This is a genomic window from Erwinia sp. AK-PDG3-5 (assembly GCF_056821705.1).
Genome location: NZ_CM165967.1, coordinates 3250423 through 3271951, shown reverse-complemented (window position 1 = coordinate 3271951; position 21529 = coordinate 3250423). Strand labels below are relative to the sequence as shown.

The window sequence follows — 21529 nt, the reverse complement described above, 5'->3', positions numbered from 1 at the left end:
AGCCACAGGCGACGCGTCACTGCTGAGCCTTCCAGAATCCGGCCAGTTCAACCACCGAGCTGGCCCCGGTTTTATCCATGATGTTCTTTTTATGGGTGCTGACGGTTTTATTACTGATATTGAGCTGTTCAGCAATCTGCAAATTAGACAGCCCGCGCGCCAGCAGCGCTAAAATCTGCTGCTCTTTGCTGGTCAGCATATGCGTGGTGGTTTCACGCTCGTTGTTAACAGGGAACGCCTGCTGGCCGCCGAGTACCGCCAGAATGGCAGAGAGCAGCTGCGGCATCGGCTGGCGTTTCGCAACATAACCCGCCGCACCGGCGGCTTCAGCCAGCCGTTGATACAGACGTTCCTCCTGCGCGGAATAGATGATCACCGGCAGGGAAGGGAAGTGGCGGCGGATAAATTTCAGCAGCTGCAGGCCATCACTGTCCGGCAGCCCGATATCCAGTACCACGATATCCACCGGCTGTGCGGCCAGCAGCGCATGGGCGCGGTTTTCATCTTCGGCTGCCAACAGGGTAAAGGGAAAAGGCGCACGCGCCAGCGCCGCTTCAAGCGCAACATGCACCAGCGGGTGGTCATCAATCAGCAGCAGCGTAACCATGAATTTATCCGGGGGAAATCAGGGCTTTCAAGAATAGCGTAAAGGTTCAGGTATGCAAACAGACACGAAAAAGGAGAGCCTGAGCTCTCCTTTTAATCACGCATTAAAACGGTGATCAGGCGACTTACTGGGTAGTGCCATCCGTTTTAGTATTCGCGTCAGGTCCGACTTTTTTGTTGATGTTCGGACATTTACCGTCTTTGCACTCGCTGTTTTTGTGAATCTGCTCAGCGCTCATTTTTTTGTGATGCTTCATGGTTTTATGGGTCGTCCCACTGGTGGCGTCACCGGTATTATTGATTTTGCTGTTATCCACGCCATTAGGGGCGATTTTCTGGGCTGCACCACCGGCCGCTGCACCGGCATCTGCTGCCTGGTTAGCTGTACCGTTGTTGCCAGATTCAGCCATTGCCGCGCCGCTGCCGAGGGTCATTGCTGCGGTCAGGAATACGATTGCAAACTTATTCATCATTATGCTCCGTTAAGGTGTGAATATTGCCGAACCAAACCCGATAAAATGCGGTTTGAATAAATAATTCGAAGAGTTCGGAATACAATCAGCACAAGATCAACTCCTATAAAGTTGGTGATCTTTATGCGTTTTTTTTAGGTATTAACAAGTAAAAGTGTAGTTCAGGAACGTAAAACAGCAACTTTAAATGGCAAGAAGTTGACCAAGGCGGATTTACAGCACTGTAAGCACGCGATAAATTGGACGTGATGCGCCTGATGTGCAGAACGGCCTTTAAAATACTGGAAATATTATGAATTATCAGAATGATGACTTAAGAATCAAAGAGATAAAAGAACTTCTTCCCCCTGTAGCCCTGCTTGAAAAGTACCCTGCCACGGACATGGCGGCGAAAACCGTTTCTGACTCCCGCCAGGCTATTCATAATATTCTTAAAAAGACCGACGATCGTTTATTGGTGGTGATTGGACCTTGCTCCATTCATGACACCCAGGCCGCAAAAGAATATGCCGCGCGTTTGGTGACGCTGCGTGAAGAGTTAAGTGACGCTTTGGAAGTGGTGATGCGCGTGTATTTTGAAAAACCGCGTACCACCGTTGGCTGGAAAGGGCTGATCAACGATCCGCATATGGACAACAGCTACCAGATCAACGACGGCCTGCGCATTGCCCGCAAGCTGCTGCTGGACATCAACGATTCCGGCCTGCCTGCCGCCGGTGAGTTCCTCGATATGATCACGCCACAGTATATGGCTGACCTGATGAGCTGGGGAGCCATTGGCGCCCGTACCACCGAATCGCAGGTACACCGTGAACTCTCTTCGGGTCTTTCCTGCCCGGTAGGCTTCAAAAACGGCACCGACGGGACGATTAAGGTGGCTATCGATGCCATCAATGCCGCCAGCGCGCCGCATTGCTTCCTGTCAGTGACCAAGTACGGCCACTCTGCCATTGTTGAAACCAGCGGCAACGGCGACTGCCATATCATCCTGCGCGGCGGCAAAGAGCCGAACTACAGCGCCCACCATGTCAGCGCCGTTAAAGCCGGCCTGGAGAAGGCCGGTCTGGATCCGCAGGTGATGATCGACTTCAGCCATGCCAACAGCAGCAAGCAGTTCCAGAAGCAGCTGGTGGTGTCGGATGATGTATCGCAGCAGATTGCCGGCGGCGACAAGGCGATTATTGGCGTGATGATCGAGAGCCATCTGGTGGAAGGTAATCAGAGCCTCGAAAGCGGTGAGCCGCTGGTTTACGGTAAGAGCGTCACCGATGCCTGTATTGGTTGGGAAGACACTGAGAAAGTGCTTCGCCAGCTGGCGGATGCCGTGAAGGCGCGTCGCGCCCACTAAGCTTCGGCATTGAGGCTAAATCTGCCCGATTAAAGGCGGGCAGCTTTTTCTCAGCGCATTAGCCATAAAAAAATCCGCCTTTCGGCGGATTTTTTGTGCTCAGCATTCTCTCTTTTCCCGCAGGGAAGGGGAGGGAATTACTTCGCTTTGCCCTGGTTGGCGACTGCCGCCGCTTTCGCAGCAATTTCGTCAGCATCGCCCAGATAGTAATGTTTGATTGGTTTGAAGTTTTCATCAAACTCATACACCAGTGGCACGCCAGTTGGGATATTCAGTTCAAGGATGGCTTCTTCACTCATGTTGTCCAGGTATTTCACCAGCGCACGCAGGGAGTTACCGTGGGCGGCGATGATCACTTTCTCGCCGCTTTTCATACGTGGCAGAATAGATTCGTTCCAGTATGGCAACACGCGGTCGATGGTCAGCGCCAGGCTTTCTGTGGTTGGCAGCTGCTCAGCAGTCAGTGCCGCGTAACGTGGGTCATGGCCGGGGAAACGCTCATCGGCACGATCCAGCTCTGGCGGGGTTACCGCGAAGCCGCGACGCCATTGTTTAACCTGCTCGTCACCGTACTTCTGTGCGGTTTCGGCTTTATCCAGACCCTGCAGCGCACCGTAGTGACGCTCGTTCAGACGCCAGGATTTCTCCACTGGCAGCCAGACCTGGTCAACTTCGTCCAGGATGTTCCACAGCGTGTGGATGGCACGTTTCAGCACGGAGGTGTAAGCGAAATCGAAGGTGAAGCCTTCTTTTTTCAGCAGCTGACCTGCGGCTTTCGCTTCGGTACGGCCTTTATCGGACAGGTCAACATCGTACCAACCGGTAAAGCGGTTTTCATTATTCCACTGGCTTTCGCCGTGACGTACCAGAACCAGCTTAGTTACAGCCATAGCTTAACTCCTTAATAATCTGACGTTTCTATGATAATGGTAAACCGTAAATTGCCGGTAGCACCCTGGCGGCAATTTTATAGGCCATTACCATAACGGAAATCTGCGCACCGCGTAAGCCTGTCGCTTCTCCGATGCGCGTTTTTCATGCGCTGAATCAAACCGCTGTCAGGCGGTAGCGCGTAATCGACTGATACGATTCACCCGGTTTAAGCCAGCAGTCAGGCTGCGGCCACTCGGGATGATTCGGCGAGTCGGGTAAAAACTCGCTCTCCAGTGCGATACCCTGAAAGGCATTATAGACGCCCTGCTCACGAGCAGGGGTGCCTTGCAGATAATTGCCAGAGTAAAACTGCAGCGCCGGGGCCGAGGTAAATACGCTCAGCTGTAGCTGACCATCTGCCGACCAGAGTTCGGCCGCGGGCTGGCTTTCATCCTGGGTGTTCAGCAGGAAGGCGTGGTCGTAGCCTTTGACCGCACGCTGATCGTCATCCTGCAGGAACTCGGCGGCAACCGTTTTTGGCTGGCGGAAGTCAAAGCTGGTGCCGGCAACGGCTTTCAGATCGGCATTCGGGATGCCTTCACTGTCAACCGGCAGATACCGTTCAGCATTCAGCTGCAATTTATGGTCACGGGCGTCGCCATGCCGGGCATCCAGATTAAAATAAGCATGGTTGGTCAGGTTCACCGGGCAGGCTTTATCCGTGGTGGCGTGATACTGGATGGTCAGCGTGTTGTCATCTTCCAGACGGTAGAGCAGGGTCACCAGCAGATTGCCAGGATAGCCCTGATCGCCATCGGGCGAATCCAGTTGATATTCCACTTCATGCTCTGCCTGGCGGACGATCTGCCAGCGACGGCTGCTAAACCCTTCCGGGCCGCCGTGGAGCTGATGCGGTCCCTGATTGGCCGCAACCTGCCAGGTTTTGCCTTCACTGCTGAACGTGGAATGGGCAATACGGTTGGCATAGCGACCGACGGTGGCACCGAGGTAAGCCGTCTGATGCAGATAATCCGCCGGTGTGGCGCAGCCGAGCAGGGCTTCACGTACGGTGCCATCTTTCATTGGCACGCGGGCGGAGAGCCAGGTGGCGCCCCAGCTCATAAAGGTGGCAACCATGCCGCCCGCATTGCGCAGCGTGGTGATATGCCACGGTTGACCATCCGGCGCACGGGAAGTGGGTTCGGTTAGCATTGACCCGCTCCTTCAGAGGCTTTGCAGACGTAGAAGGTTTCTTTGATGCCCGATTTGGCTTCGTATTGCTGCTCAACGGCAGCTTTCACCGACTCCACCATCTCCAGCGGCATCAGTGCGACCACGCAGCCGCCGAAACCGCCGCCGGTCATACGCACGCCGCCACGATCGCCCAGCGAGGCCTTAACGATCTCAACCAGCATATCGACCGGTGGCACGGTGATTTCAAAGTCATCTCGCATTGAAGCATGAGATTCGGCCATCAGCACCGCCAGACGCGCCAAATCGCCGCGTGCCAGCACGTCAGCGGCTTCCAGCGTACGGGCATTTTCGGTCAGCACATGACGCACGCGCTTGGCGACGACCGGGTCGAGTTTGGCTTCCGCCGCTCTGAACTGCTCCAGTTCGACGTCACGCAGTGAGGTCTGACCAAAGAACGCCGCACCCGCCTCACACTGTTCACGACGCACGTTATATTCGCTGCCGACCAGGCTACGACGGAAGTTGGTGTTGATAATCACCACCGCAATGTCTTCCGGCATAGGCACCGGGCGCGTACCCAGCGTGCGGCAATCGAGCAGCATGGCGTGATCTTTTTTACCCAGCGCCGAAATCAGCTGGTCCATGATGCCGCAGTTACAGCCAACAAACTGGTTCTCTGCTTCCTGGCCGTTCACCGCAATCTCCGCACCGTCTAAAGGCAGACCGTACAGCTGCTGGAACACGGTGCCGACCGCCACTTCCAGCGAGGCGGAAGAGCTGAGACCTGCGCCCTGAGGCACATCACCGGCAATCACCATATCCACGCCAGCAAAATCGCTGTTGCGCTTCTGCAGATGCTTCACCACGCCACGGACATAGTTCGCCCACATCTTGTCGTTCAGCGGCGCGATCGGCTCATCCAGCGAGAAGATATCCTGCTCGTTGTCGTAATCCGCCGCAATAACGCGCACCTGACGATCGTCGCGTTTCGCGCAGGCAATCACCGTCTGATAGTCGATGGCGCACGGCAGCACGAAGCCATCGTTGTAATCGGTATGTTCACCAATCAGATTCACACGGCCTGGCGCCTGAATAGTATGGTCAGCGGCGTAACCAAACTTTTCCTGGAAAATGTTGTGGGTTGAGGTCTGTAAGGTCATTGTTATGCTCCCGTCTCGCGGAAATGAATATCACTGACGGAACGCAGACGTTCTGCTGCCTGTTCCGCTGTTAAATCACGTTGTGTTTCGGCCAGCATTTCATAGCCAACCATAAATTTACGTACCGTAGCGGAACGCAGCAGCGGCGGGTAGAAATGGGCGTGTAACTGCCAGTGATCGTTGGCTTCGCCGTTGAAAGGCGCGGCGTGCCAGCCCATCGAATACGGGAAGGAGCACTGGAACAGGTTGTCATAACGGCTGGTCAGTTTTTTCAGCGCCAGCGCCAGATCGGTACGCTGTGCATCGGTCAGATCGACCAGGCGTTTGATATGGGCTTTAGGCAACAGCAGGGTTTCGAATGGCCATGCCGCCCACCATGGCACGACAGCCAGCCAGTGTTCGGTTTCTACCACCGTGCGGCTGCCGTCTTTCAATTCGCGCGCGCTGTAATCCACCAGCATCGGTGAGCCGTGCTGCTCAAAGTAAGCGCGCTGCAAATCATCTTCGCGTTTCACTTCATTTGGCAGGAAGCTGTTAGCCCACACCTGGCCGTGCGGATGCGGGTTGGAGCAGCCCATGGCCGCACCTTTGTTCTCAAAAACCTGCACCCACGGATAGTGTTGACCCAGATCGGCGGTCTGTTCCTGCCAGGTTCTGACCACCTGCTCGATACCGGCAACGGTCAGTTCAGGCAGGGTTTTGCTGTGATCCGGCGAGAAGCAGATCACCCGGCTGGTGCCGCGCGCGCTTTCGCAACGCATCAGCATGTCTTCGCTTTCCGGCGCGTCTGGCGTGTCGGTCATCAGCGCCGCAAAATCGTTGGTGAAGACATAGGTGCTGCTGTAATCGGGGTTTTTATCGCCTGTTACACGGGTGTTTCCAGGACACAGGAAGCAGTCCGGATCGTGGGCAGGCAGTTTTTCCTGGGAAGCGGTTTCCTGCGCGCCTTGCCATGGGCGTTTGGCGCGGTGAGGAGAAACCAAAATCCACTGATCTGACAGTGGGTTATAACGGCGATGCGGGTGATCGACCGGATTAAATTTTTGCATGTTGAGTCCTGATAACCTTCTTTATGCGTCGATAGCCTTAAAGAAAAATAGCACAGCGCGGAGGAATAAAGCGTGATCAAGTCTGTATAAATGGAATCGTTTACACAAGTTGAATAATCCGAACTGTCAGTAAAAACGGCAAAATAATCCATGCGTCGATCGTGGTAAGCAATAATTAGTGGTAGCGGTTACATCATTTTGTCCAGCTGATAGCGATAGCTTTCGCCTTCGGCGACAAAGGTCAGGCGATCGGTAATACAGTGCGGCGCATCTTCGGCGTGGTGGGAGACGAACAGCAGCTGCGTTTCGCCTTCGCCAATCAGCACATCGACAAAACGGCGAACCAGCTGACGATTGATCGGATCCAGTCCCTGCAACGGCTCATCGAGGATCAGCAGCGCCGGATGTTTAACTAACGCGCGGGCGATCAGGACCAGCCGCTGCTGTCCCCAGGAAAGGCCATGGAACGGCGCATCGCCGAGCTTTTCCATCCCCAGCAAATTCAGCCACTGCTTAGCCAGCGATTGCTGGCGATCGGACACCGCCTGATAAATGCCAATGGAGTCAAAATAGCCGGAGAGGATCACGTTGCGCACGCTGCTGCTGACCCGGTAATCCAGGTGCAGGCTACTGCTAACGTAACCAATATGCTGCTTGATATCCCAGATGGTTTCACCACTGCCGCGGCGGCGGCCAAACAGCGTCAGATCGTTGCTGTAGCCCTGCGGATGATCGCCGGTCACCAGGCTCAGCAGCGTGGATTTTCCTGCGCCGTTCGGCCCGACGATCTGCCAGTGTTCGCCGGGTTTCACTTCCCAGCTGAGATGATTGAGGATCGGCTTATCGTTATAGGAGACGACGCCATCGCGCAGCACAATCAGCGGATCGCCGGAGACAAGCGCTGGCTTGCTTCCCGCGTCATCGGCTTCCGGCAAGGCCATTCCTGCCAGCTGCTCACTGTGAGCGAGCTGGGCGATTAAAGCTTCGGCGAGGATTTCACTACGGGGGCCGACGTGGGTCAGCGTGCATTCAGCCAGCACGCCCACTTTGTCGATGAAATCAGGGATATCATCAAAGCGGTTCAGCACCAGCACCAGCGTGCAGTTTTGCTGATGCAGCCCGGCCAGCACCTGTGCCAGATTGGCGCGGGAATCAACGTCCAGACCGTCAAACGGCTCATCAAGCACCAGCAGGTCCGGTTGCGACATCAACGTCTGGCACAATAGGGTTTTACGCGTTTCGCCGGTGGAGAGGTACTTGAAGCGGCGATCCAACAGCCGCGTGATGCCGAATAACGCGGCCAGCTGCTGGCAGCGTTGCGGATCTTTGGTATTTTCCTGAATGATTTCCGCGGTGGTGCGGCCGGTATCGTCTTCACCGGGACTGAGCAAATCGGTGTTATTGCGCTCCCACTCTTCCGCCACCAGTTTCTGTAACTGCTCAAGGGAGAGGCGGACCGGGCGGAGGAAGCTGTTGGTCAGTTGGCCTTTAGCCGCATTCAGTTCACCCGCCAGCACGCGAGCCAGCGAAGATTTACCGCTGCCGTTGGCGCCAACAAAGGCCCAACTTTCACCGGCCTGCAGGGTTAGCTCACCCAGGGTCAGGTTTTTCGTCTCACTAAGGTGAAACATGCCTTGCAAAATTTGCAACGTCGACATTGTTCATTCCATTTTATGCATTGTAAGCAAACTATGGATCCGCAATGCCCTTGCTGTCAAATCTCCTGCCCGCTTTCAGAGCAGTGTGGCGATGATCACCTTGTCGGCATTAAAATGTGCTGTGACCGGCAGATCCTGCTGCAGGTTTTGCTCTGCTACGCGTTCATTGCTCAGGGTCGCGCACAGCGTTTCGCCGCCAGGTAAAGTGATAAGCACTTCGCTCTGACTCTCGCCCTGCTCAATGTTGCTGATGATGCCGCTGAGTTGGTTATCCGCTTCGGAAGCGCCGGTGCTCACGTCAATCCACGGCGCTTTGATCAACACCAGCACCTCTTTGCCGCTGATCAACGCCAGCCGGTTGGCGCTCTGCTCGGTTAACGCCACCGAGATTTTTGTACTGCCATCGGCCAGCAGCACTTCAACATGCTGCACCACGGCCCGATCGTCGCGGTCGGTGATCGTGCCAAACAGCTGGTTACGCGCGCTGGTTTGCAGCGAGAAACGGGCGATGGCCCCCAGCAGGCTGCCTAACGGCACATCGTCCTGCAGCACATCAAACGCCTTCTGCTGGATCTGTTCCATCAGCACAAACAGCTGGATCAGCCGCTCACCGTAAGGGGTGACTTTGGCACCGCCACCGCCTTTGCCGCCGGTAGCACGGTCCACCAGCGTGCGGTCGGCGAGGGTATTCATTTCGTTAATGGCATCCCAGGCGCTTTTATAGCTGATGCCGGCGAGTTTTGCGCCCTGGCTGATCGAGCCCGTTTGTTGAACCTGCTTCAGCAACTCAATGCGCCGTGGGTCGGCAAACAGCCGCTGCTGTAGTTTCAGGATCAGGGTAAGTTCTGCCTGCATAATGGCTCTCGCTCCGGGATTAAATAATGGTGGGGTGCAGTGTACACCTTTGGCTGGTCGGGCGTAAAAACAGGTAAAAGGCACAAAAGGGCAGTGCACTTTTTTTGGCTGTAGATACAATGGCTTTTTTACGCTGCAATGGAGGCGACCATGCTTGAATTACTGATAGGTCTTGGCGAAGCAATCCTGATGGTGCCTGTTGTGATGGCGATTATCCTCGGTCTGATTTGGGGACTGGGTGAAGTATTTAACGTTATCTCAACAATCGGTCATAAAAAGGACCAGACGGAACAATCCCGTCATTAAGCTTTCCTGAAACGCCCGGCACCTGCCGGGCGTTCGTTTTTTGTCGATCCCCCTTAAGCTTTTCCCCCTTCCAACCGATAAACTCCATGACAGGGTAGATAAAATCGTTATATTACGAACTACATAACGAACCCTTTGGAGATCACCATGTCTGTAAAATTACGCCATTTCTTCGTTGGTGCCGTGCTCAGCGCCAGCTTTGCCGGCCACGCGGTTGCCGCCGATAAGATCACCGTGTTTGCCGCGGCCTCGTTGACCAATGCCCTGCAGGAAATTGGCGACAGCTATCAGAAAGGCAAAAACGTGCAGGTGGTTTCTTCCTTCGCCTCGTCATCGACGCTGGCGCGGCAGATTGAGCAGGGCGCGCCGGCGGATCTGTTTATCTCTGCCGATCAGCAGTGGATGGACTACGCGGTGCAGAAGAAAACCATTGATGACGCCAGCCGTTTTACGCTGCTGGGTAACGAGCTGGTGCTGGTGGCACCCGCCGAGACGAACCCTGAGCAAGTGACGATTTCCAAAAATACCGACTGGAAAAGCCTGTTAAAAGGACAGCGTCTGTCAGTGGGCGATCCGGATCATGTCCCGGCCGGTATCTATGCTAAAGAAGCGTTGCAGAATTTAGGCGCGTGGGAAACGCTGTCTGGCCAACTCGCACCGGGCAACAGCGTTCGCGTCGCGCTGGCACTGGTTGAGCGCAACGAAGCGCCTTACGGCATCGTCTATGGCTCTGATGCCGTTGCCAGTAAAAAGGTGAAGGTGGTTGGCATCTTCCCGGAAGACAGCCACAAACCGGTCGAATACCCGATGGCTATGGTGAAAGATCATAACTCTGCCACCGTAACCGCTTTCTACAATTATTTGAAAGGGCCAGAAGCCGCGGCCGTGTTCAAACGTTACGGATTTACGCCTGAAAAATGATCCTGAGTGAGCCCGAATGGCAGGCCGTTGCCCTGAGCCTGAAAGTTGCGTCAGTGGCGGTAATTTTTAGCCTGCCCTTCGGGATCCTGATGGCATGGGTCCTCGTCCGCTGCCGTTTTCCCGGTAAAACGTTGCTGGACAGCCTGATCCATCTGCCGCTGGTGCTGCCGCCGGTGGTGGTGGGCTATTTACTACTGATCGCTTTTGGCCGTCGCGGATTTATCGGCGAATACCTGTATGACTGGTTTGGCTTCACCTTCGCCTTCAGCTGGCGCGGCGCGGCGCTGGCCTCGGCGGTGATTGCTTTCCCGCTGATGGTCAGGGCCATCCGCCTGGCGCTGGAAGGTGTCGACAGCAAGCTGGAGCTGGCCGCCCGCACGCTGGGTGCCGGGCGCTGGCGCGTCTTTTTCACCATCACCTTACCGCTGACCCTGCCGGGCATTATTGCCGGCACCGTGCTGGCCTTTGCCCGCTCGCTGGGTGAGTTTGGTGCCACCATTACCTTCGTCTCGAATATTCCGGGTGAAACCCGCACGCTTCCCTCCGCGATGTACACGCTGATTGAAACACCCGGTGCTGAAAATGCCGCCGCGCGGCTCTGCGTCATTGCGATTTTACTGGCGCTGGCTTCACTGCTGATTTCTGAGTGGCTGGCACGCTGGGGCCGCAAAAGGTTGGGATTGTAATGCTGGAACTCAATTTCACTCAGCGGTTGGGCGATCATACCCTGACCCTCGACACACAGCTGCCCGCCAGAGGCATCACCGCGATTTTCGGCGTCTCGGGAGCCGGGAAAACCTCACTGATCAACGCTATCGGCGGGCTGACCTCGCCGCAGCAGGGCCGCATCGTGCTGAATGGCCGGGTGTTAAGCGATGCGGAGAACCAACTTCATCTGCCGCCAGAAAAACGTCGGATTGGCTATGTGTTCCAGGATGCCCGCCTGTTCCCGCACTATCGCGTGCGGGGTAATCTGGAGTACGGCATGGCAAAAAGCCAGCGCCCAGAGTTCGATCAGCTGGTCAGGTTATTGGGCATTGAAGATCTGCTGACGCGCTTTCCGGCGTCGCTTTCTGGCGGTGAAAAACAGCGTGTCGCTATCGGCCGGGCGTTGCTGACCGCACCCGAAATTCTGTTGATGGATGAACCGCTGGCCTCGCTGGATTTGCCGCGCAAGCGTGAACTGTTGCCTTACCTGCACAAGCTGGCGAAAACGGTGGATATCCCGATTTTGTATGTCAGTCACAGCCTGGATGAAATCCTGCAGCTGGCCGATAACGTGCTGGTACTGGATAACGGTCAGGTCAAGGCGATGGGCAGCGTGGAAAAAGTCTGGGCCAGCAGCGCGATGCGGCCGTGGTTACCGCGATCCGAACTAAGCAGCGTGCTGCGGGTGCAGGTGCTGGAGCAGCATCCGCACTATGCGATGACCGCGTTGTCGCTGGGCGATCAGCATATCTGGGTCAGCCGGGTGGATGCGCCGGCGAAGACGCCGCTGCGTTTGCGTATTCAGTCCGCCGACGTGTCGTTAAGCCTGCAGCCGCCGGTCAACAGCAGCATTCGCAACGTGATCCCGGCCCATGTGGCGGAGTTGCTGGAGATTGACGATCAGATTGAAGTGAAGCTGATGGTGGGACTAAGCGAGCTGTGGGCGCGGATCACGCCCTGGGCTCGCGATGAACTGATGATCAAACCGGGCATGTGGTTATATGCCCAGATTAAAAGCGTGGCGATTATCGCGCCAACTCACAGCACTTCGCGGTAGATAGTTTCCGCAATGCCCGGCTCAAGGTTGGTGCCGATTACCCGGCCGGCACGGGCTTTGATCGCCTCGTCGGCATTACCCATCGCCACACCCAATCCCACCGTTTCCAGCATGCTCAGGTCATTGTAGTTATCGCCAAAGGCCAGCACGTCACTCATCTGGTAACCCTCGGATTCCACCCACTGTGCCAGACGCTTGCCTTTACTGTTGCCCGCTTTGGCGATGTCCACCTGATCGTGCCAGGACCACTCACAGGCCAGCCCCATCTCTTTTTCGACCCGTTCGGCGAAGTGCTGTAATGCGACGGTGTCAGGATGGGAAAGGGCAAACTTCCAGATTGAGCCGGCGTCTTTGGCTGCCTGCGCCAGGCTCTCGACCTTATTGAACACCGGACGCTGATGTGCTGGCAGAGATAACCCCCAGTCGATGGTGCGCGTCACGTGGCCAGTTTCAGTCTGATAGAGCATAGCATCGTCGACGTACAGCAGACCGTGGATCCCGGCTTCGTCGAGCATCTCAATCACCCGCAACGCCTGCTCTTTCGGCAGCGGATCGGCTTGCAGGACCTTTTTTGCATGATAATCATACAAATAGGTGCCATTACAGCAGATTGCAGGTGTATCTAATGCCAGTGCCTGATAAAAAGGATGGATAGCAACATGATGACGACCGGTGACAATGGCCACCTTTACCCCAGCCTGTTGGGCTTTTTTCAGGGCTTCCAGCGATTCGGGAAGGATGGTTTTGCGCGGCGTTAACAGGGTGCCGTCCAGGTCCAAAGCAATGATGCGATAACTCATAAACAGTTCCGGAAGTGGCTAAACAAGAACCAGCGAGTGTACACCTTGTGACGGGGTTAACAAAATGACGCGCCACAAATCCCCCCACGCGGGAAGGAAAAACACGCTACGCTTTGCCACAGGTCAGCTTACTCAGAAAAAGGAGAATTCATGAAACAAGTCGTATATACCGCCAGCCCGGAGAGCCAGCAGATCCATGCCTGGCAGTTAGCCGATGACGGCGCGCTAACCTTGCTGCAGGTGGTTGACGCGCCGGGCCAGGTTCAGCCGATGGTCGTCAGCCCCGACAAACGTTTTCTCTATGTGGGCGTGCGCCCTGATTTCCGGGTCGTCGCCTATCAGATTGACGCGGAAGGCAAACTGAAGGAAGCCGGGCACGCATCATTGCCAGGCAGCCCGACCCATATTTCGACCGATCGTCAGGGCCGCTTTGTCTTCGTCGGTTCGTATAACGATGCCTGCGTCAGCGTGACGCCGATTGGTGCCGATGGCCTGCCGGGCGAACCGGTGCAGGTAATCGACGGCATGGACGGCTGTCACTCCGCCAATATCACGCTTGATAACAAAACCCTGTTTGTCCCGGCATTGAAACAGGATCGCATCTGCCTGTTTGACTTGCAGGAAAACGGCCAGCTGCAGACGCATAAACAGGCGCAGGTCACCACGGTGGAAGGCGCGGGTCCGCGTCATATGGTGTTCCACCCGAACCAGCAATACGCCTACTGCATCAATGAGCTGGACAGCACGGTTGACGTCTGGAAATTGAACAATGCGCAGGGTGTGGTTGAGCGGGTGCAAAGCCTGGATACCATGCCAGCTGGCTTCAGCGAAACCCGCTGGGCAGCCGATATTCATCTGACGCCAGATGGTCGCCATCTGTATAGCTGCGATCGTACCGCCAGCCTGCTGACCATCTTTAGCGTCAGCGAGGATGGTGCGGTGCTGACCGTTGAGGGGCATCAGCCTACCGAAACGCAGCCACGCGGCTTCAATATCGATAACACCGGACAGTATCTGGTGGCGGCGGGGCAGAAATCGCACCATATCGAAGTGTATAAAATTGCCGGCGAGCAGGGGTTACTGCAACCGCTGGCGCGCTACGCGGTCGGTCAGGGCCCAATGTGGGTGGCGATCGCCGCACTGTAAGGCTGTTTCAGACAGCAAAAGGGGGCGATTTCTCGCCCCCTTTTTTTATGCGCTGAAAAGCCGATCTTTCCCGCTAGCTGTACATCGCGGTGATTGACGCGCTGTCCAACTGATGGAAATGGACGTTGAAGCCCAGATAAGCGCCGCTGGCCTGCTCATCGACCTCCAGTTTTTCCACATCAATGGCGTAAACGGTGAAGATATAGCGGTGGCTTTCGCCCTTAGGCGGTGCCGCGCCGCCGTAGCCGCTTTTACCAAAGTCGGTGCGTGTCTGAACTGCGCCAGAAGGCAGTCCGGCCGCGCCGGACCCCGCGCCCTGTGGCAGAGAACGGGTATCGGCCGGCAGATTGGCCACGCCCCAGTGCCACCAGCCTGAACCGGTCGGCGCATCAGGATCGTAGCAGGTGACGACAAAGCTTTTGGTACCCGCCGGCACGTCGTCCCAGGCGAGGTGTGGCGACAAATTGTCTCCCTCATACCCCATGCCATTAAAGACCTGGCGCTCCGGCAGCTTATCGCCGTCGTTAAAATTTTGGCTAATCAGTTTCATTCCCTCTCCTGCGGTTAACGATGAAGTAATTTAAGCAGCTCTTCGGCTGCTGCTGCGGAGGATGCCGGGTTCTGTCCGGTGACCAGATGGCCATCGGTCAGCGTATAAACGCCCCAGTTATCGGTTTTTTCATACTCGGCGCCCAATGACTTAAGCACATCCTCAACCAGGAAAGGTACCACATCTGTCAGCCCCACGGCTTCCTCTTCCGTGTTGCTGAAACCGGTGACCCGCTTACCGGCAACCAGCGGCGTGCCGTCCGGTTTTTTCACATGGCGCAGCACGCCAGGCGCATGGCAGACCGCACCGACCGGCTTGCCGTTGGCAAAGAAGTTTTCGATCAGATCGATGCTGACCCGATCTTCGGCCAGGTCCCACAGCGGACCGTGACCGCCGGGATAAAACACCGCATCGAACTGCGTGGTATCGATGGTTTCCAGTTTCTGCGTATGGGCCAGCGCCTGCTGGGCCGGGAGATCGCCACGGAAGCGATCGGTGTCGGTGGTTTGCGCATCGGGTTCATCGCTGACCGGATCCAGCGGAGGCTGTCCGCCGGCCGGCGAGGCCAGCACCACGTTTACCCCGGCATCGCGGAACACGTAATAAGGTGCGGCGAACTCTTCGAGCCAGAAACCGGTTTTCTTCCCGGTTTCACCCAGCCGATCGTGTGAGGTAAGCACCATTAAGAGTTTCATTTTACGGCTCCTGAAGGTTTATCGCCCGCCACCCGGATCAGCACTTTGCCGAAGTTGTTACCTTCGAGCATGCCGATAAAGGTTTCCGGCGCGTTATCCAGCCCGTCGACGCAGTCTTCCCGGAAGACAAAGCGTTCCTGCTCCACCCACTGGCTCATCTGGCTGAAGAATTCACCGAAACGGTGACCATAATCCTGGGTGATGATAAAGCCCTCGACCCGCAGACGTTTACGCAGGATCGCGCTCTGGAACTGCGGCAGAAGATCCGGGCCTTTGGCGGCTTCGGTGCTGTTGTAGTCGGCAATCAGACCACACACGGGAATGCGACCTTTGGTATTCATCAGCGGCAGAACCGCGTTAAAGACCTTGCCGCCAACGCTTTCGAAATAGACGTCAATACCGTCGCGGCAGTAGCGTTTCAGCGCTTCCGCCAGATCGGCTGCGCGGTGATCGAGGCAGCGGTCAAAGCCGAGCACCTCTTCGGCGTAACGGCATTTCTCTTCGCCGCCGGCAATGCCGACCACGTAACAACCTTTCAGCTTGGCAATCTGACCAACCATTGAGCCCACTGCACCGGTCGCGGCTGCGACCACCACGGTTTCGCCCGGCTGCGGGTTACCGATATCCAGCAAGCCCATATAGGCGGTGAAGCCGGTCATCCCCAGCAGGCCTAATGCCCAGGAAGGGTGCTTCAGGACCGGACCGGAAAGCTTGAACAGATCCTTACCGTTCGAGACGGCAAAATCCTGCCAGCCGCTCTGGCTGACCACCCAGTCACCCGGGGCATAGTTTTCATTGTTGGACTGTTCGACGATGGCGACGGTGCCGGCGCCCATCACTTCATTGATGCCAATCGGCGGAACGTAGGAAGGCGCGTCGCTCATCCGGCCACGCATATAGGGATCTAATGACAGCCAGACGGTACGAAGTAACACTTCGCCTTTTCCTGGGGTGGGAACGTGCTGCGATTCAAGACGGAAATTGGCTTCCGTAGGCGCACCGTGCGGGCGGGAAGCCAGCACGATACGGCGGTTAGTCTGTTTATCTTGTGGCATAAATTTGCTCCTTTACGGGATGTTGCCCCGTAAAAGCGTAGTGCATCAGCGGCCTCGCTGCTTTGCTGTGACGCGCATTAGTCAGCGTCAGGCGCTGAGAAACAGCTCGGGACGCGCCAGTGCGGCGTCAATTGCCTCGGTGAGCTGGGTTAAGGCGTCGGGCTGAATAATGTACGGCGGCATCAGGTAAATCAGTTTGCCAAACGGGCGGATCCACACGCCGCGCTCGACAAAGAACGCCTGCAGCGCGGCCATATTTACCGGCCGGTGGGTCTCGATCACCCCGATGGTGCCCAGCACGCGGGCGTGGGCCACTTCAGCCATTTCCTGCAGCGGCAGCAGGGCGGCTTTCAGCTGCGCTTCAATGGTCGCGACCTGCTGTTGCCAGTGACCTTCCTGCAACATCGCCAGGCTTTCAGTGGCGACCGCGCAGGCCAGCGGATTGCCCATAAAGGTCGGGCCGTGCATAAAGCAGCCGGCCTCACCGTTACTGATGGTATTGGCAACTTCGCGGGTGGTCAGGGTAGCGGACAGGGTCATGGTGCCGCCGGTCAGCGCTTTGCCAATGCACAGTATGTCCGGGGAAATCCCGGCATGTTCGCAGGCGAACAGCTTGCCGGTACGGCCAAAGCCGGTGGCAATCTCATCAGCGATCAGCAGAACGTTGTGGCGATCGCACAGCTCACGCACTTTTTGCAGATAGCGCGGATGATAGAAACGCATGCCGCCCGCACCCTGAACAATCGGCTCAAGGATCACCGCCGCCAGCTCACCGGCATGCAGGCGGATCAGTCGCTCAAAGTCGTCAGTGTCATGCGCCTGCCATTCATCGGCAAAGCCACAGGCGGGTGCGGCAGCAAACAGGTGTGACGGCAGATAGCCCTGATACAGGCTGTGCATCGAATTATGCGGATCGCACACCGACATCGCGGCGAAGGTATCGCCATGGTAGCCATTTCGCAGCGTCAGGAAACGCTGGCGGCGCTCGCCTCGGGCCTGCCAGTATTGCAGCGCCATCTTCATCGACACTTCAACCGCCACCGATCCCGAATCGGCCAGGAACACGCACTCCAGCCCTTGCGGCGTCATCTCAACCAGCTTGCGGCACAGCGCCACGGCGGAAGGGTGGGTGATGCCGCCAAACATTACGTGCGACATCTGTTCAATTTGCGCGGTCATCGCCCGGTTCAGGCGCGGATGGTTGTAGCCATGGATCGCTGCCCACCATGAAGACATGCCATCCACCAGCTTACGACCGTCGGCCAGTTTCAGGGACGTCTCCTGCGCGGCGACCACCGGATAGACCGGCAGCGGTTGGCTCATGGAGGTGTAAGGGTGCCAGATATGGTCACGATCAAAAGCGAGGTCAGCAGGCGTCATAAATTACTTGTAAACCAAATTCAAAAAAATTAGTTTACAAGTATAACCACGCAAAGATGATTAACGACAGATTTTTTTTGGAGCACGCAATGGCAACTCGTTGGACGATCCCACAGGCTCAGGCCCTGTTTGATAAACCCTTTCTGGAACTGATGTTTGAAGCTCAGCAGGTGCATCGCCAGCACTTCGATCCCCGCCAGGTGCAGGTCAGCACCTTGCTGTCGATCAAAACGGGCGCCTGCCCGGAAGACTGTAAATACTGTCCGCAGAGCTCACGCTATAAAACCGGCCTCGCCACCGAGCGGCTGATGGAAGTGGAAGAAGTGCTGACCTCGGCCCGCAAAGCGAAAGCGGCCGGTTCGGATCGCTTCTGTATGGGCGCAGCCTGGAAAAACCCGCACGAACGTGACATGCCTTACCTTGAGCAGATGGTGAAAGGCGTGCGTGAAATGGGGCTGGAAACCTGTATGACGCTGGGCACGCTGAGCGAAGACCAGGCGCAACGTCTGGCGCACGCCGGACTGGATTACTACAACCATAACCTGGATACCTCGCCGGAATTCTATGGCAGCATCATCACCACCCGCAGCTATCAGGAACGCCTGGATACGCTGGGCAAAGTGCGTGATGCCGGGATCAAAGTCTGTTCAGGCGGCATCCTCGGCCTTGGCGAAACCGTCAACGATCGCGCGGGCCTGCTGGTGCAGTTGGCGAATCTGCCGACGCCGCCGGAAAGCGTACCGATCAATATGCTGGTGAAAGTCAAAGGCACGCCGCTGGCCGATAACGACGATGTCGATCCGTTTGATTTTATCCGCGCCATCGCGGTTGCCCGCATCATGATGCCCACCTCGCACGTGCGCCTGTCTGCCGGACGTGAGCAGATGAGCGAGCAAACGCAGGCCATGTGCTTTATGGCCGGGGCAAACTCCATCTTCTACGGCTGCAAACTGCTGACCACCCCGAACCCGGAAGAAGACAAAGACCTGCAGCTGTTCCACAAGCTGGGACTGAATCCGCGCCACACCACCACCGAAGCGGGTGACAACGAGCAGCAGCAGGCGTTGGCAGGCCAGTTGATGACCGCTGATACCGACCAGTTCTACAACGCGGCCGTGTAAGTGAGCTGGCAGCATCGAATCACTCTGGCGCTGACCGAGCGCCAGCAAAAAGGGCAGTTGCGCACGCGTCGGGTCAATCAGCACAGCGATGCGCGAACCCTGCAGATTGACGGCACGCGTTATCTGAACTTTGCCGCCAATGACTATCTCGGCTTGAGTCATGACCCGAGGCTGGTTCAGGCCTGGCAACAGGGCGCGGAACGTTATGGCGTCGGGGCCGGCGGATCGGCGCACGTCACCGGTTATCATGCCCCACAGGCGGAATTTGAGCAGCAGCTTGCCGACTGGCTGGGCTATCCACGCGCCCTGGTATTTATTTCCGGCTTTGCCGCCAATCAGGCGGTGATTGCGGCGATGCTGGCGAAAAATGACCGCATCTTCGCCGATAAGCTGGCGCACGCCTCGTTGCTGGAGGCGGCGGCTCACCGTCCCGCCACCCTGCGTCGCTTCGCACATAATGAACCGGCTGCGCTGGAAAAACTTCTGCAACGTCCGCCGGAGGGCGAGACGCTGGTGGTCACCGAAGGCGTCTTCAGCATGGATGGCGACAGCGCGCCGCTGGCGGAGCTTCACCGCTTATCTCAGCGTGAGGGAGGCTGGCTGATGGTAGACGATGCGCATGGCATTGGCACCACCGGCGAGCAGGGACGCGGCAGCTGTTGGCAGCAGCAGGTTAAACCGGAGCTGCTGGTGGTCACCTTTGGTAAAGCCTTTGGCCTGAGCGGGGCGGCGGTGTTGTGTGATGATGACACCGCTGATTATCTGTTGCAGTTTGCCCGCCATCTGATCTACAGCACGGCGATGCCACCGGCGCAGGCCTGGGCATTGCAGACCGCGCTGGCCTGCATCCAGCAGGGTGACGAACTGCGTCAGCGGCTGCAGCACAATATCGCGCTGTTCCGTCAGGGCGCGCAGGCGCTGGGGCTGGCTTTACTGCCGTCGGCCACGGCGATCCAGCCGTTGATCGTCGGCGAAGAGCAGCAGGCGCTGGCACTGGCGGACAGGCTGCAACAGCAGGGATGCTGGGTGACGGCTATCCGGCCACCGACCGTTCCGCCCGGCACCGCCCGTTTACGGATCACCTTGAGTGCGGCGCATCGGCCGGAAGATATTCATCGCCTGCTGGAGGGACTGCAACATGCAAACCGTTAATAAACAGGCGATCGCGCAGGCGTTTGGCCGGGCGGCGCAGAGCTACAATCAACATGCCGGCTTGCAGCGCCTCTGTGGCGAAGCACTGGCCAGCTATGCCACCCGACAGCAGGGGCAGAAAGTGTTGGATGCGGGATGCGGTCCGGGCTGGTTCAGCCAGCACTGGCGCGCCGCCGGTAACCATGTGACCGCGCTTGATTTGTCCGCAGAAATGCTGGTTCAGGCGCAGGCGTTGCACACCGCGGATTGCTATCAGCCGGGCGATATCGAAGCGCTGCCGTTCAGTGATGCGACCTTTGATCTGTGCTGGAGCAACCTTGCGGTGCAATGGTGCAGTGACTTATCGCTGGCACTGACAGAACTTTACAGGGTGACCTCGCCAGGCGGTCAGGTGCTGTTCTCGACGCTGTCCGCCGACTCATTACATGAGCTGTCCGCCGCCTGGCAACCGCTGGATTTACCCGCCCCGGTGAACCGCTTTTTGCCTTTCGACGCTATCGCCCACGCGGGCCAGCATCTGCCGCTGAAACTGATGCAACAAACGCTGACCGTCGGATTTCCGGACGTGCTGCGCGCGCTGCGTTCACTGAAAGGCATTGGTGCCACGCATTTGCATCAGGGCCGTCACGGTGGACTGCTTAGCCGCCGGCATCTGCAACAGCTGGAGCAGCACTGGCCGCGCGATCGGCGGGGATATTTATTGAGTTATCATCTGGTTTATGGAGTTATGCATCGTGATTGAACGCTGGTTTATCACCGGAACGGATACGGAAGTGGGCAAAACGGTTGCCAGTTCAGCCCTGCTTCAGGCCGCCAACGCGGCGGGATTTCGCAGCGTGGGTTACAAGCCGGTCGCTTCAGGCTGCGAGATGACGGCAGACGGGTTGAGAAATGAGGATGCGCTGGCGCTACAAAAGTACAGCGTGCTGCAACTGCCTTATGACAGCGTCAACCCGCTCGCTTTCGAAGAGCCGACCTCGCCGCATATCGTCAGTGCCGAAGAAGGCCGGCCGATTACCTTTGAGCAGCTTTCTGCCGGCCTGGCTGCGTTAACCGCGCAGTCTGATTGGGTGTTGACGGAAGGGGCCGGTGGCTGGTTTACGCCGCTCTCTGAGCAGACCACCTTTGCCGATTGGGCGGTAGCGGAACAGCTGCCGGTGATTTTGGTGGTGGGAGTGAAGTTAGGCTGTATCAATCATGCGGTGCTGACCGCACAGGCAATTCAGGCCAGCGGATTGCGTCTGGCGGGTTGGATAGCCAATGACATACAACCGCCGGGAAAACGCCACAGCGAGTATCTGGCGGCGCTTAAACAGCGACTGCCGGTGCCAATGTTGGGGGAGATCCCCTATCTGACGCAGCCAGAACAGTTCGACCAGCTGGCACAGTACGTTCAGCTGCCGTTATAACGGTTAACCCTTC

The 21529-nt window shown here is 57.1% G+C and carries 23 protein-coding genes; 10 read left to right on the top strand and 13 right to left on the bottom strand.

Translation table 11 applies throughout. The features are described from left to right. Window positions 1-16 precede the first annotated feature (16 nt). On the bottom strand, window positions 17-607 hold the full coding sequence (locus tag AC1UKS_RS15140) for a response regulator (RefSeq protein WP_482434326.1): 591 nt from the start codon (window positions 605-607) through the stop codon (window positions 17-19). A gap of 124 nt (window positions 608-731) precedes the next feature. Next, window positions 732-1079: a YbgS-like family protein gene (locus AC1UKS_RS15135; protein ID WP_265911764.1), complete on the bottom strand. Its 348-nt coding sequence runs from the start codon at window positions 1077-1079 to the stop codon at window positions 732-734. A gap of 292 nt (window positions 1080-1371) precedes the next feature. On the opposite strand from AC1UKS_RS15135, the gene aroG reads away from it, so the two are divergent. Next, window positions 1372-2427, top strand: a complete 1056-nt coding sequence (aroG, locus tag AC1UKS_RS15130; protein WP_482434324.1) for a 3-deoxy-7-phosphoheptulonate synthase AroG — start codon at window positions 1372-1374, stop codon at window positions 2425-2427. A gap of 137 nt (window positions 2428-2564) precedes the next feature. Here aroG and gpmA read toward each other — a convergent pair whose 3' ends face one another. From gpmA to modE, 6 genes are all read right to left on the bottom strand, one after another. Further along, window positions 2565-3317, bottom strand: coding sequence for a 2,3-diphosphoglycerate-dependent phosphoglycerate mutase (gene gpmA / locus AC1UKS_RS15125; protein ID WP_013201347.1), 753 nt, complete (start codon window positions 3315-3317; stop codon window positions 2565-2567). Window positions 3318-3474: 157 nt separating this feature from the next. After that, entirely contained in the window at window positions 3475-4512 is a 1038-nt protein-coding gene (gene galM / locus AC1UKS_RS15120; protein ID WP_482434322.1) for a galactose-1-epimerase, read from the bottom strand. Then, window positions 4506-5654, bottom strand: a complete 1149-nt coding sequence (gene galK / locus AC1UKS_RS15115; RefSeq protein WP_482434320.1) for a galactokinase — start codon at window positions 5652-5654, stop codon at window positions 4506-4508. Before galK ends, galM begins: the two co-directional genes overlap by 7 nt. A gap of 2 nt (window positions 5655-5656) precedes the next feature. Then, window positions 5657-6703, bottom strand: coding sequence for a galactose-1-phosphate uridylyltransferase (gene galT / locus AC1UKS_RS15110; protein WP_013201350.1), 1047 nt, complete (start codon window positions 6701-6703; stop codon window positions 5657-5659). A 188-nt stretch (window positions 6704-6891) separates the two neighbouring features. Next, window positions 6892-8361 carry a molybdate ABC transporter ATP-binding protein ModF gene (gene modF / locus AC1UKS_RS15105; protein ID WP_482434319.1) on the bottom strand — a complete coding sequence of 490 codons (1470 nt, stop codon included), beginning with the start codon at window positions 8359-8361 and terminating at the stop codon, window positions 6892-6894. A 75-nt stretch (window positions 8362-8436) separates the two neighbouring features. Further along, the gene (gene modE, locus AC1UKS_RS15100; RefSeq protein ID WP_482434317.1) at window positions 8437-9216 is read right to left on the bottom strand and encodes a molybdenum-dependent transcriptional regulator; all 780 of its coding nucleotides are present in this window, start codon (window positions 9214-9216) and stop codon (window positions 8437-8439) included. Window positions 9217-9366: 150 nt separating this feature from the next. On the opposite strand from modE, the gene AC1UKS_RS15095 reads away from it, so the two are divergent. The 4 genes from AC1UKS_RS15095 to modC all read left to right on the top strand — a co-directional run bounded on the left by AC1UKS_RS15095 (window position 9367) and on the right by modC (window position 12208). Then, complete coding sequence (locus AC1UKS_RS15095) at window positions 9367-9522, top strand: AcrZ family multidrug efflux pump-associated protein (protein WP_013201353.1); 156 nt, start codon at window positions 9367-9369, stop codon at window positions 9520-9522. A gap of 147 nt (window positions 9523-9669) precedes the next feature. After that, on the top strand, window positions 9670-10443 hold the full coding sequence (gene modA, locus AC1UKS_RS15090; RefSeq protein WP_482434315.1) for a molybdate ABC transporter substrate-binding protein: 774 nt from the start codon (window positions 9670-9672) through the stop codon (window positions 10441-10443). Then, window positions 10440-11129, top strand: coding sequence for a molybdate ABC transporter permease subunit (gene modB / locus AC1UKS_RS15085; RefSeq protein ID WP_482434314.1), 690 nt, complete (start codon window positions 10440-10442; stop codon window positions 11127-11129). Before modA ends, modB begins: the two co-directional genes overlap by 4 nt. Next, window positions 11129-12208: a molybdenum ABC transporter ATP-binding protein ModC gene (gene modC, locus AC1UKS_RS15080; RefSeq protein ID WP_482434312.1), complete on the top strand. Its 1080-nt coding sequence runs from the start codon at window positions 11129-11131 to the stop codon at window positions 12206-12208. The genes modB and modC overlap by 1 nt, the downstream gene beginning before the upstream one ends. On the opposite strand, the gene AC1UKS_RS15075 is transcribed toward modC, so the two are convergent. After that, complete coding sequence (locus AC1UKS_RS15075) at window positions 12190-13008, bottom strand: pyridoxal phosphatase (RefSeq protein WP_265911775.1); 819 nt, start codon at window positions 13006-13008, stop codon at window positions 12190-12192. The genes modC and AC1UKS_RS15075 overlap by 19 nt on opposite strands. A gap of 150 nt (window positions 13009-13158) precedes the next feature. Between AC1UKS_RS15075 and pgl the strand changes: the two genes are divergently transcribed. Beyond that, a complete protein-coding gene (pgl, locus tag AC1UKS_RS15070) occupies window positions 13159-14154 on the top strand; it encodes a 6-phosphogluconolactonase (RefSeq protein ID WP_482434310.1) in 996 nt (331 codons plus the stop codon). Between the two features lie 73 nt (window positions 14155-14227). Here the strand turns inward: pgl and AC1UKS_RS15065 are convergent, their stop codons facing one another. The 4 genes from AC1UKS_RS15065 to bioA form a co-directional block, all read right to left on the bottom strand. Next, on the bottom strand, window positions 14228-14704 hold the full coding sequence (locus AC1UKS_RS15065; RefSeq protein ID WP_482434309.1) for a kinase inhibitor: 477 nt from the start codon (window positions 14702-14704) through the stop codon (window positions 14228-14230). A 14-nt stretch (window positions 14705-14718) separates the two neighbouring features. Beyond that, window positions 14719-15399: a type 1 glutamine amidotransferase domain-containing protein gene (locus AC1UKS_RS15060; RefSeq protein ID WP_105759457.1), complete on the bottom strand. Its 681-nt coding sequence runs from the start codon at window positions 15397-15399 to the stop codon at window positions 14719-14721. Further along, window positions 15396-16454 (bottom strand): NADP-dependent oxidoreductase, encoded by a 1059-nt coding sequence (locus AC1UKS_RS15055; protein ID WP_265911783.1) that lies wholly within the window; start codon window positions 16452-16454, stop codon window positions 15396-15398. Before AC1UKS_RS15055 ends, AC1UKS_RS15060 begins: the two co-directional genes overlap by 4 nt. Before the next feature lie 87 nt (window positions 16455-16541). Next, window positions 16542-17834 (bottom strand): adenosylmethionine--8-amino-7-oxononanoate transaminase, encoded by a 1293-nt coding sequence (gene bioA, locus AC1UKS_RS15050; protein ID WP_482434308.1) that lies wholly within the window; start codon window positions 17832-17834, stop codon window positions 16542-16544. 89 nt (window positions 17835-17923) lie between these two features. Here bioA and bioB point away from each other — a divergent pair, with 89 nt between their 5' ends. Genes bioB through bioD form a run of 4 tightly spaced genes read left to right on the top strand, consistent with a single transcriptional unit; the run spans window position 17924 to window position 21516 of the window. Further along, entirely contained in the window at window positions 17924-18955 is a 1032-nt protein-coding gene (gene bioB, locus AC1UKS_RS15045) for a biotin synthase BioB (protein ID WP_482434306.1), read from the top strand. Then, entirely contained in the window at window positions 18956-20107 is a 1152-nt protein-coding gene (gene bioF, locus AC1UKS_RS15040) for an 8-amino-7-oxononanoate synthase (protein ID WP_482434304.1), read from the top strand. Beyond that, entirely contained in the window at window positions 20094-20849 is a 756-nt protein-coding gene (bioC, locus tag AC1UKS_RS15035; protein ID WP_482434303.1) for a malonyl-ACP O-methyltransferase BioC, read from the top strand. Before bioF ends, bioC begins: the two co-directional genes overlap by 14 nt. Next, window positions 20842-21516 (top strand): dethiobiotin synthase, encoded by a 675-nt coding sequence (bioD, locus tag AC1UKS_RS15030; protein ID WP_482434301.1) that lies wholly within the window; start codon window positions 20842-20844, stop codon window positions 21514-21516. The genes bioC and bioD overlap by 8 nt, the downstream gene beginning before the upstream one ends. Window positions 21517-21529: the final 13 nt, after the last annotated feature.

Coding starts and splice junctions, on each gene's coding strand:
- modC (WP_482434312.1), top strand. CDS start 11,129: ATGCTGGAACTCAATTTCACTCAGCGGTTGGGCGATCATACCCTGACC.
- bioB (WP_482434306.1), top strand. CDS start 17,924: ATGGCAACTCGTTGGACGATCCCACAGGCTCAGGCCCTGTTTGATAAA.
- AC1UKS_RS15055 (WP_265911783.1), bottom strand. CDS start 16,454: ATGCCACAAGATAAACAGACTAACCGCCGTATCGTGCTGGCTTCCCGC.
- bioC (WP_482434303.1), top strand. CDS start 20,094: ATGCAAACCGTTAATAAACAGGCGATCGCGCAGGCGTTTGGCCGGGCG.
- pgl (WP_482434310.1), top strand. CDS start 13,159: ATGAAACAAGTCGTATATACCGCCAGCCCGGAGAGCCAGCAGATCCAT.
- AC1UKS_RS15135 (WP_265911764.1), bottom strand. CDS start 1,079: ATGATGAATAAGTTTGCAATCGTATTCCTGACCGCAGCAATGACCCTC.
- AC1UKS_RS15075 (WP_265911775.1), bottom strand. CDS start 13,008: ATGAGTTATCGCATCATTGCTTTGGACCTGGACGGCACCCTGTTAACG.
- modB (WP_482434314.1), top strand. CDS start 10,440: ATGATCCTGAGTGAGCCCGAATGGCAGGCCGTTGCCCTGAGCCTGAAA.
- AC1UKS_RS15140 (WP_482434326.1), bottom strand. CDS start 607: ATGGTTACGCTGCTGCTGATTGATGACCACCCGCTGGTGCATGTTGCG.
- AC1UKS_RS15095 (WP_013201353.1), top strand. CDS start 9,367: ATGCTTGAATTACTGATAGGTCTTGGCGAAGCAATCCTGATGGTGCCT.
- aroG (WP_482434324.1), top strand. CDS start 1,372: ATGAATTATCAGAATGATGACTTAAGAATCAAAGAGATAAAAGAACTT.
- galM (WP_482434322.1), bottom strand. CDS start 4,512: ATGCTAACCGAACCCACTTCCCGTGCGCCGGATGGTCAACCGTGGCAT.
- galK (WP_482434320.1), bottom strand. CDS start 5,654: ATGACCTTACAGACCTCAACCCACAACATTTTCCAGGAAAAGTTTGGT.
- AC1UKS_RS15060 (WP_105759457.1), bottom strand. CDS start 15,399: ATGAAACTCTTAATGGTGCTTACCTCACACGATCGGCTGGGTGAAACC.
- AC1UKS_RS15065 (WP_482434309.1), bottom strand. CDS start 14,704: ATGAAACTGATTAGCCAAAATTTTAACGACGGCGATAAGCTGCCGGAG.
- modA (WP_482434315.1), top strand. CDS start 9,670: ATGTCTGTAAAATTACGCCATTTCTTCGTTGGTGCCGTGCTCAGCGCC.
- galT (WP_013201350.1), bottom strand. CDS start 6,703: ATGCAAAAATTTAATCCGGTCGATCACCCGCATCGCCGTTATAACCCA.
- modE (WP_482434317.1), bottom strand. CDS start 9,216: ATGCAGGCAGAACTTACCCTGATCCTGAAACTACAGCAGCGGCTGTTT.
- gpmA (WP_013201347.1), bottom strand. CDS start 3,317: ATGGCTGTAACTAAGCTGGTTCTGGTACGTCACGGCGAAAGCCAGTGG.
- bioA (WP_482434308.1), bottom strand. CDS start 17,834: ATGACGCCTGCTGACCTCGCTTTTGATCGTGACCATATCTGGCACCCT.
- modF (WP_482434319.1), bottom strand. CDS start 8,361: ATGTCGACGTTGCAAATTTTGCAAGGCATGTTTCACCTTAGTGAGACG.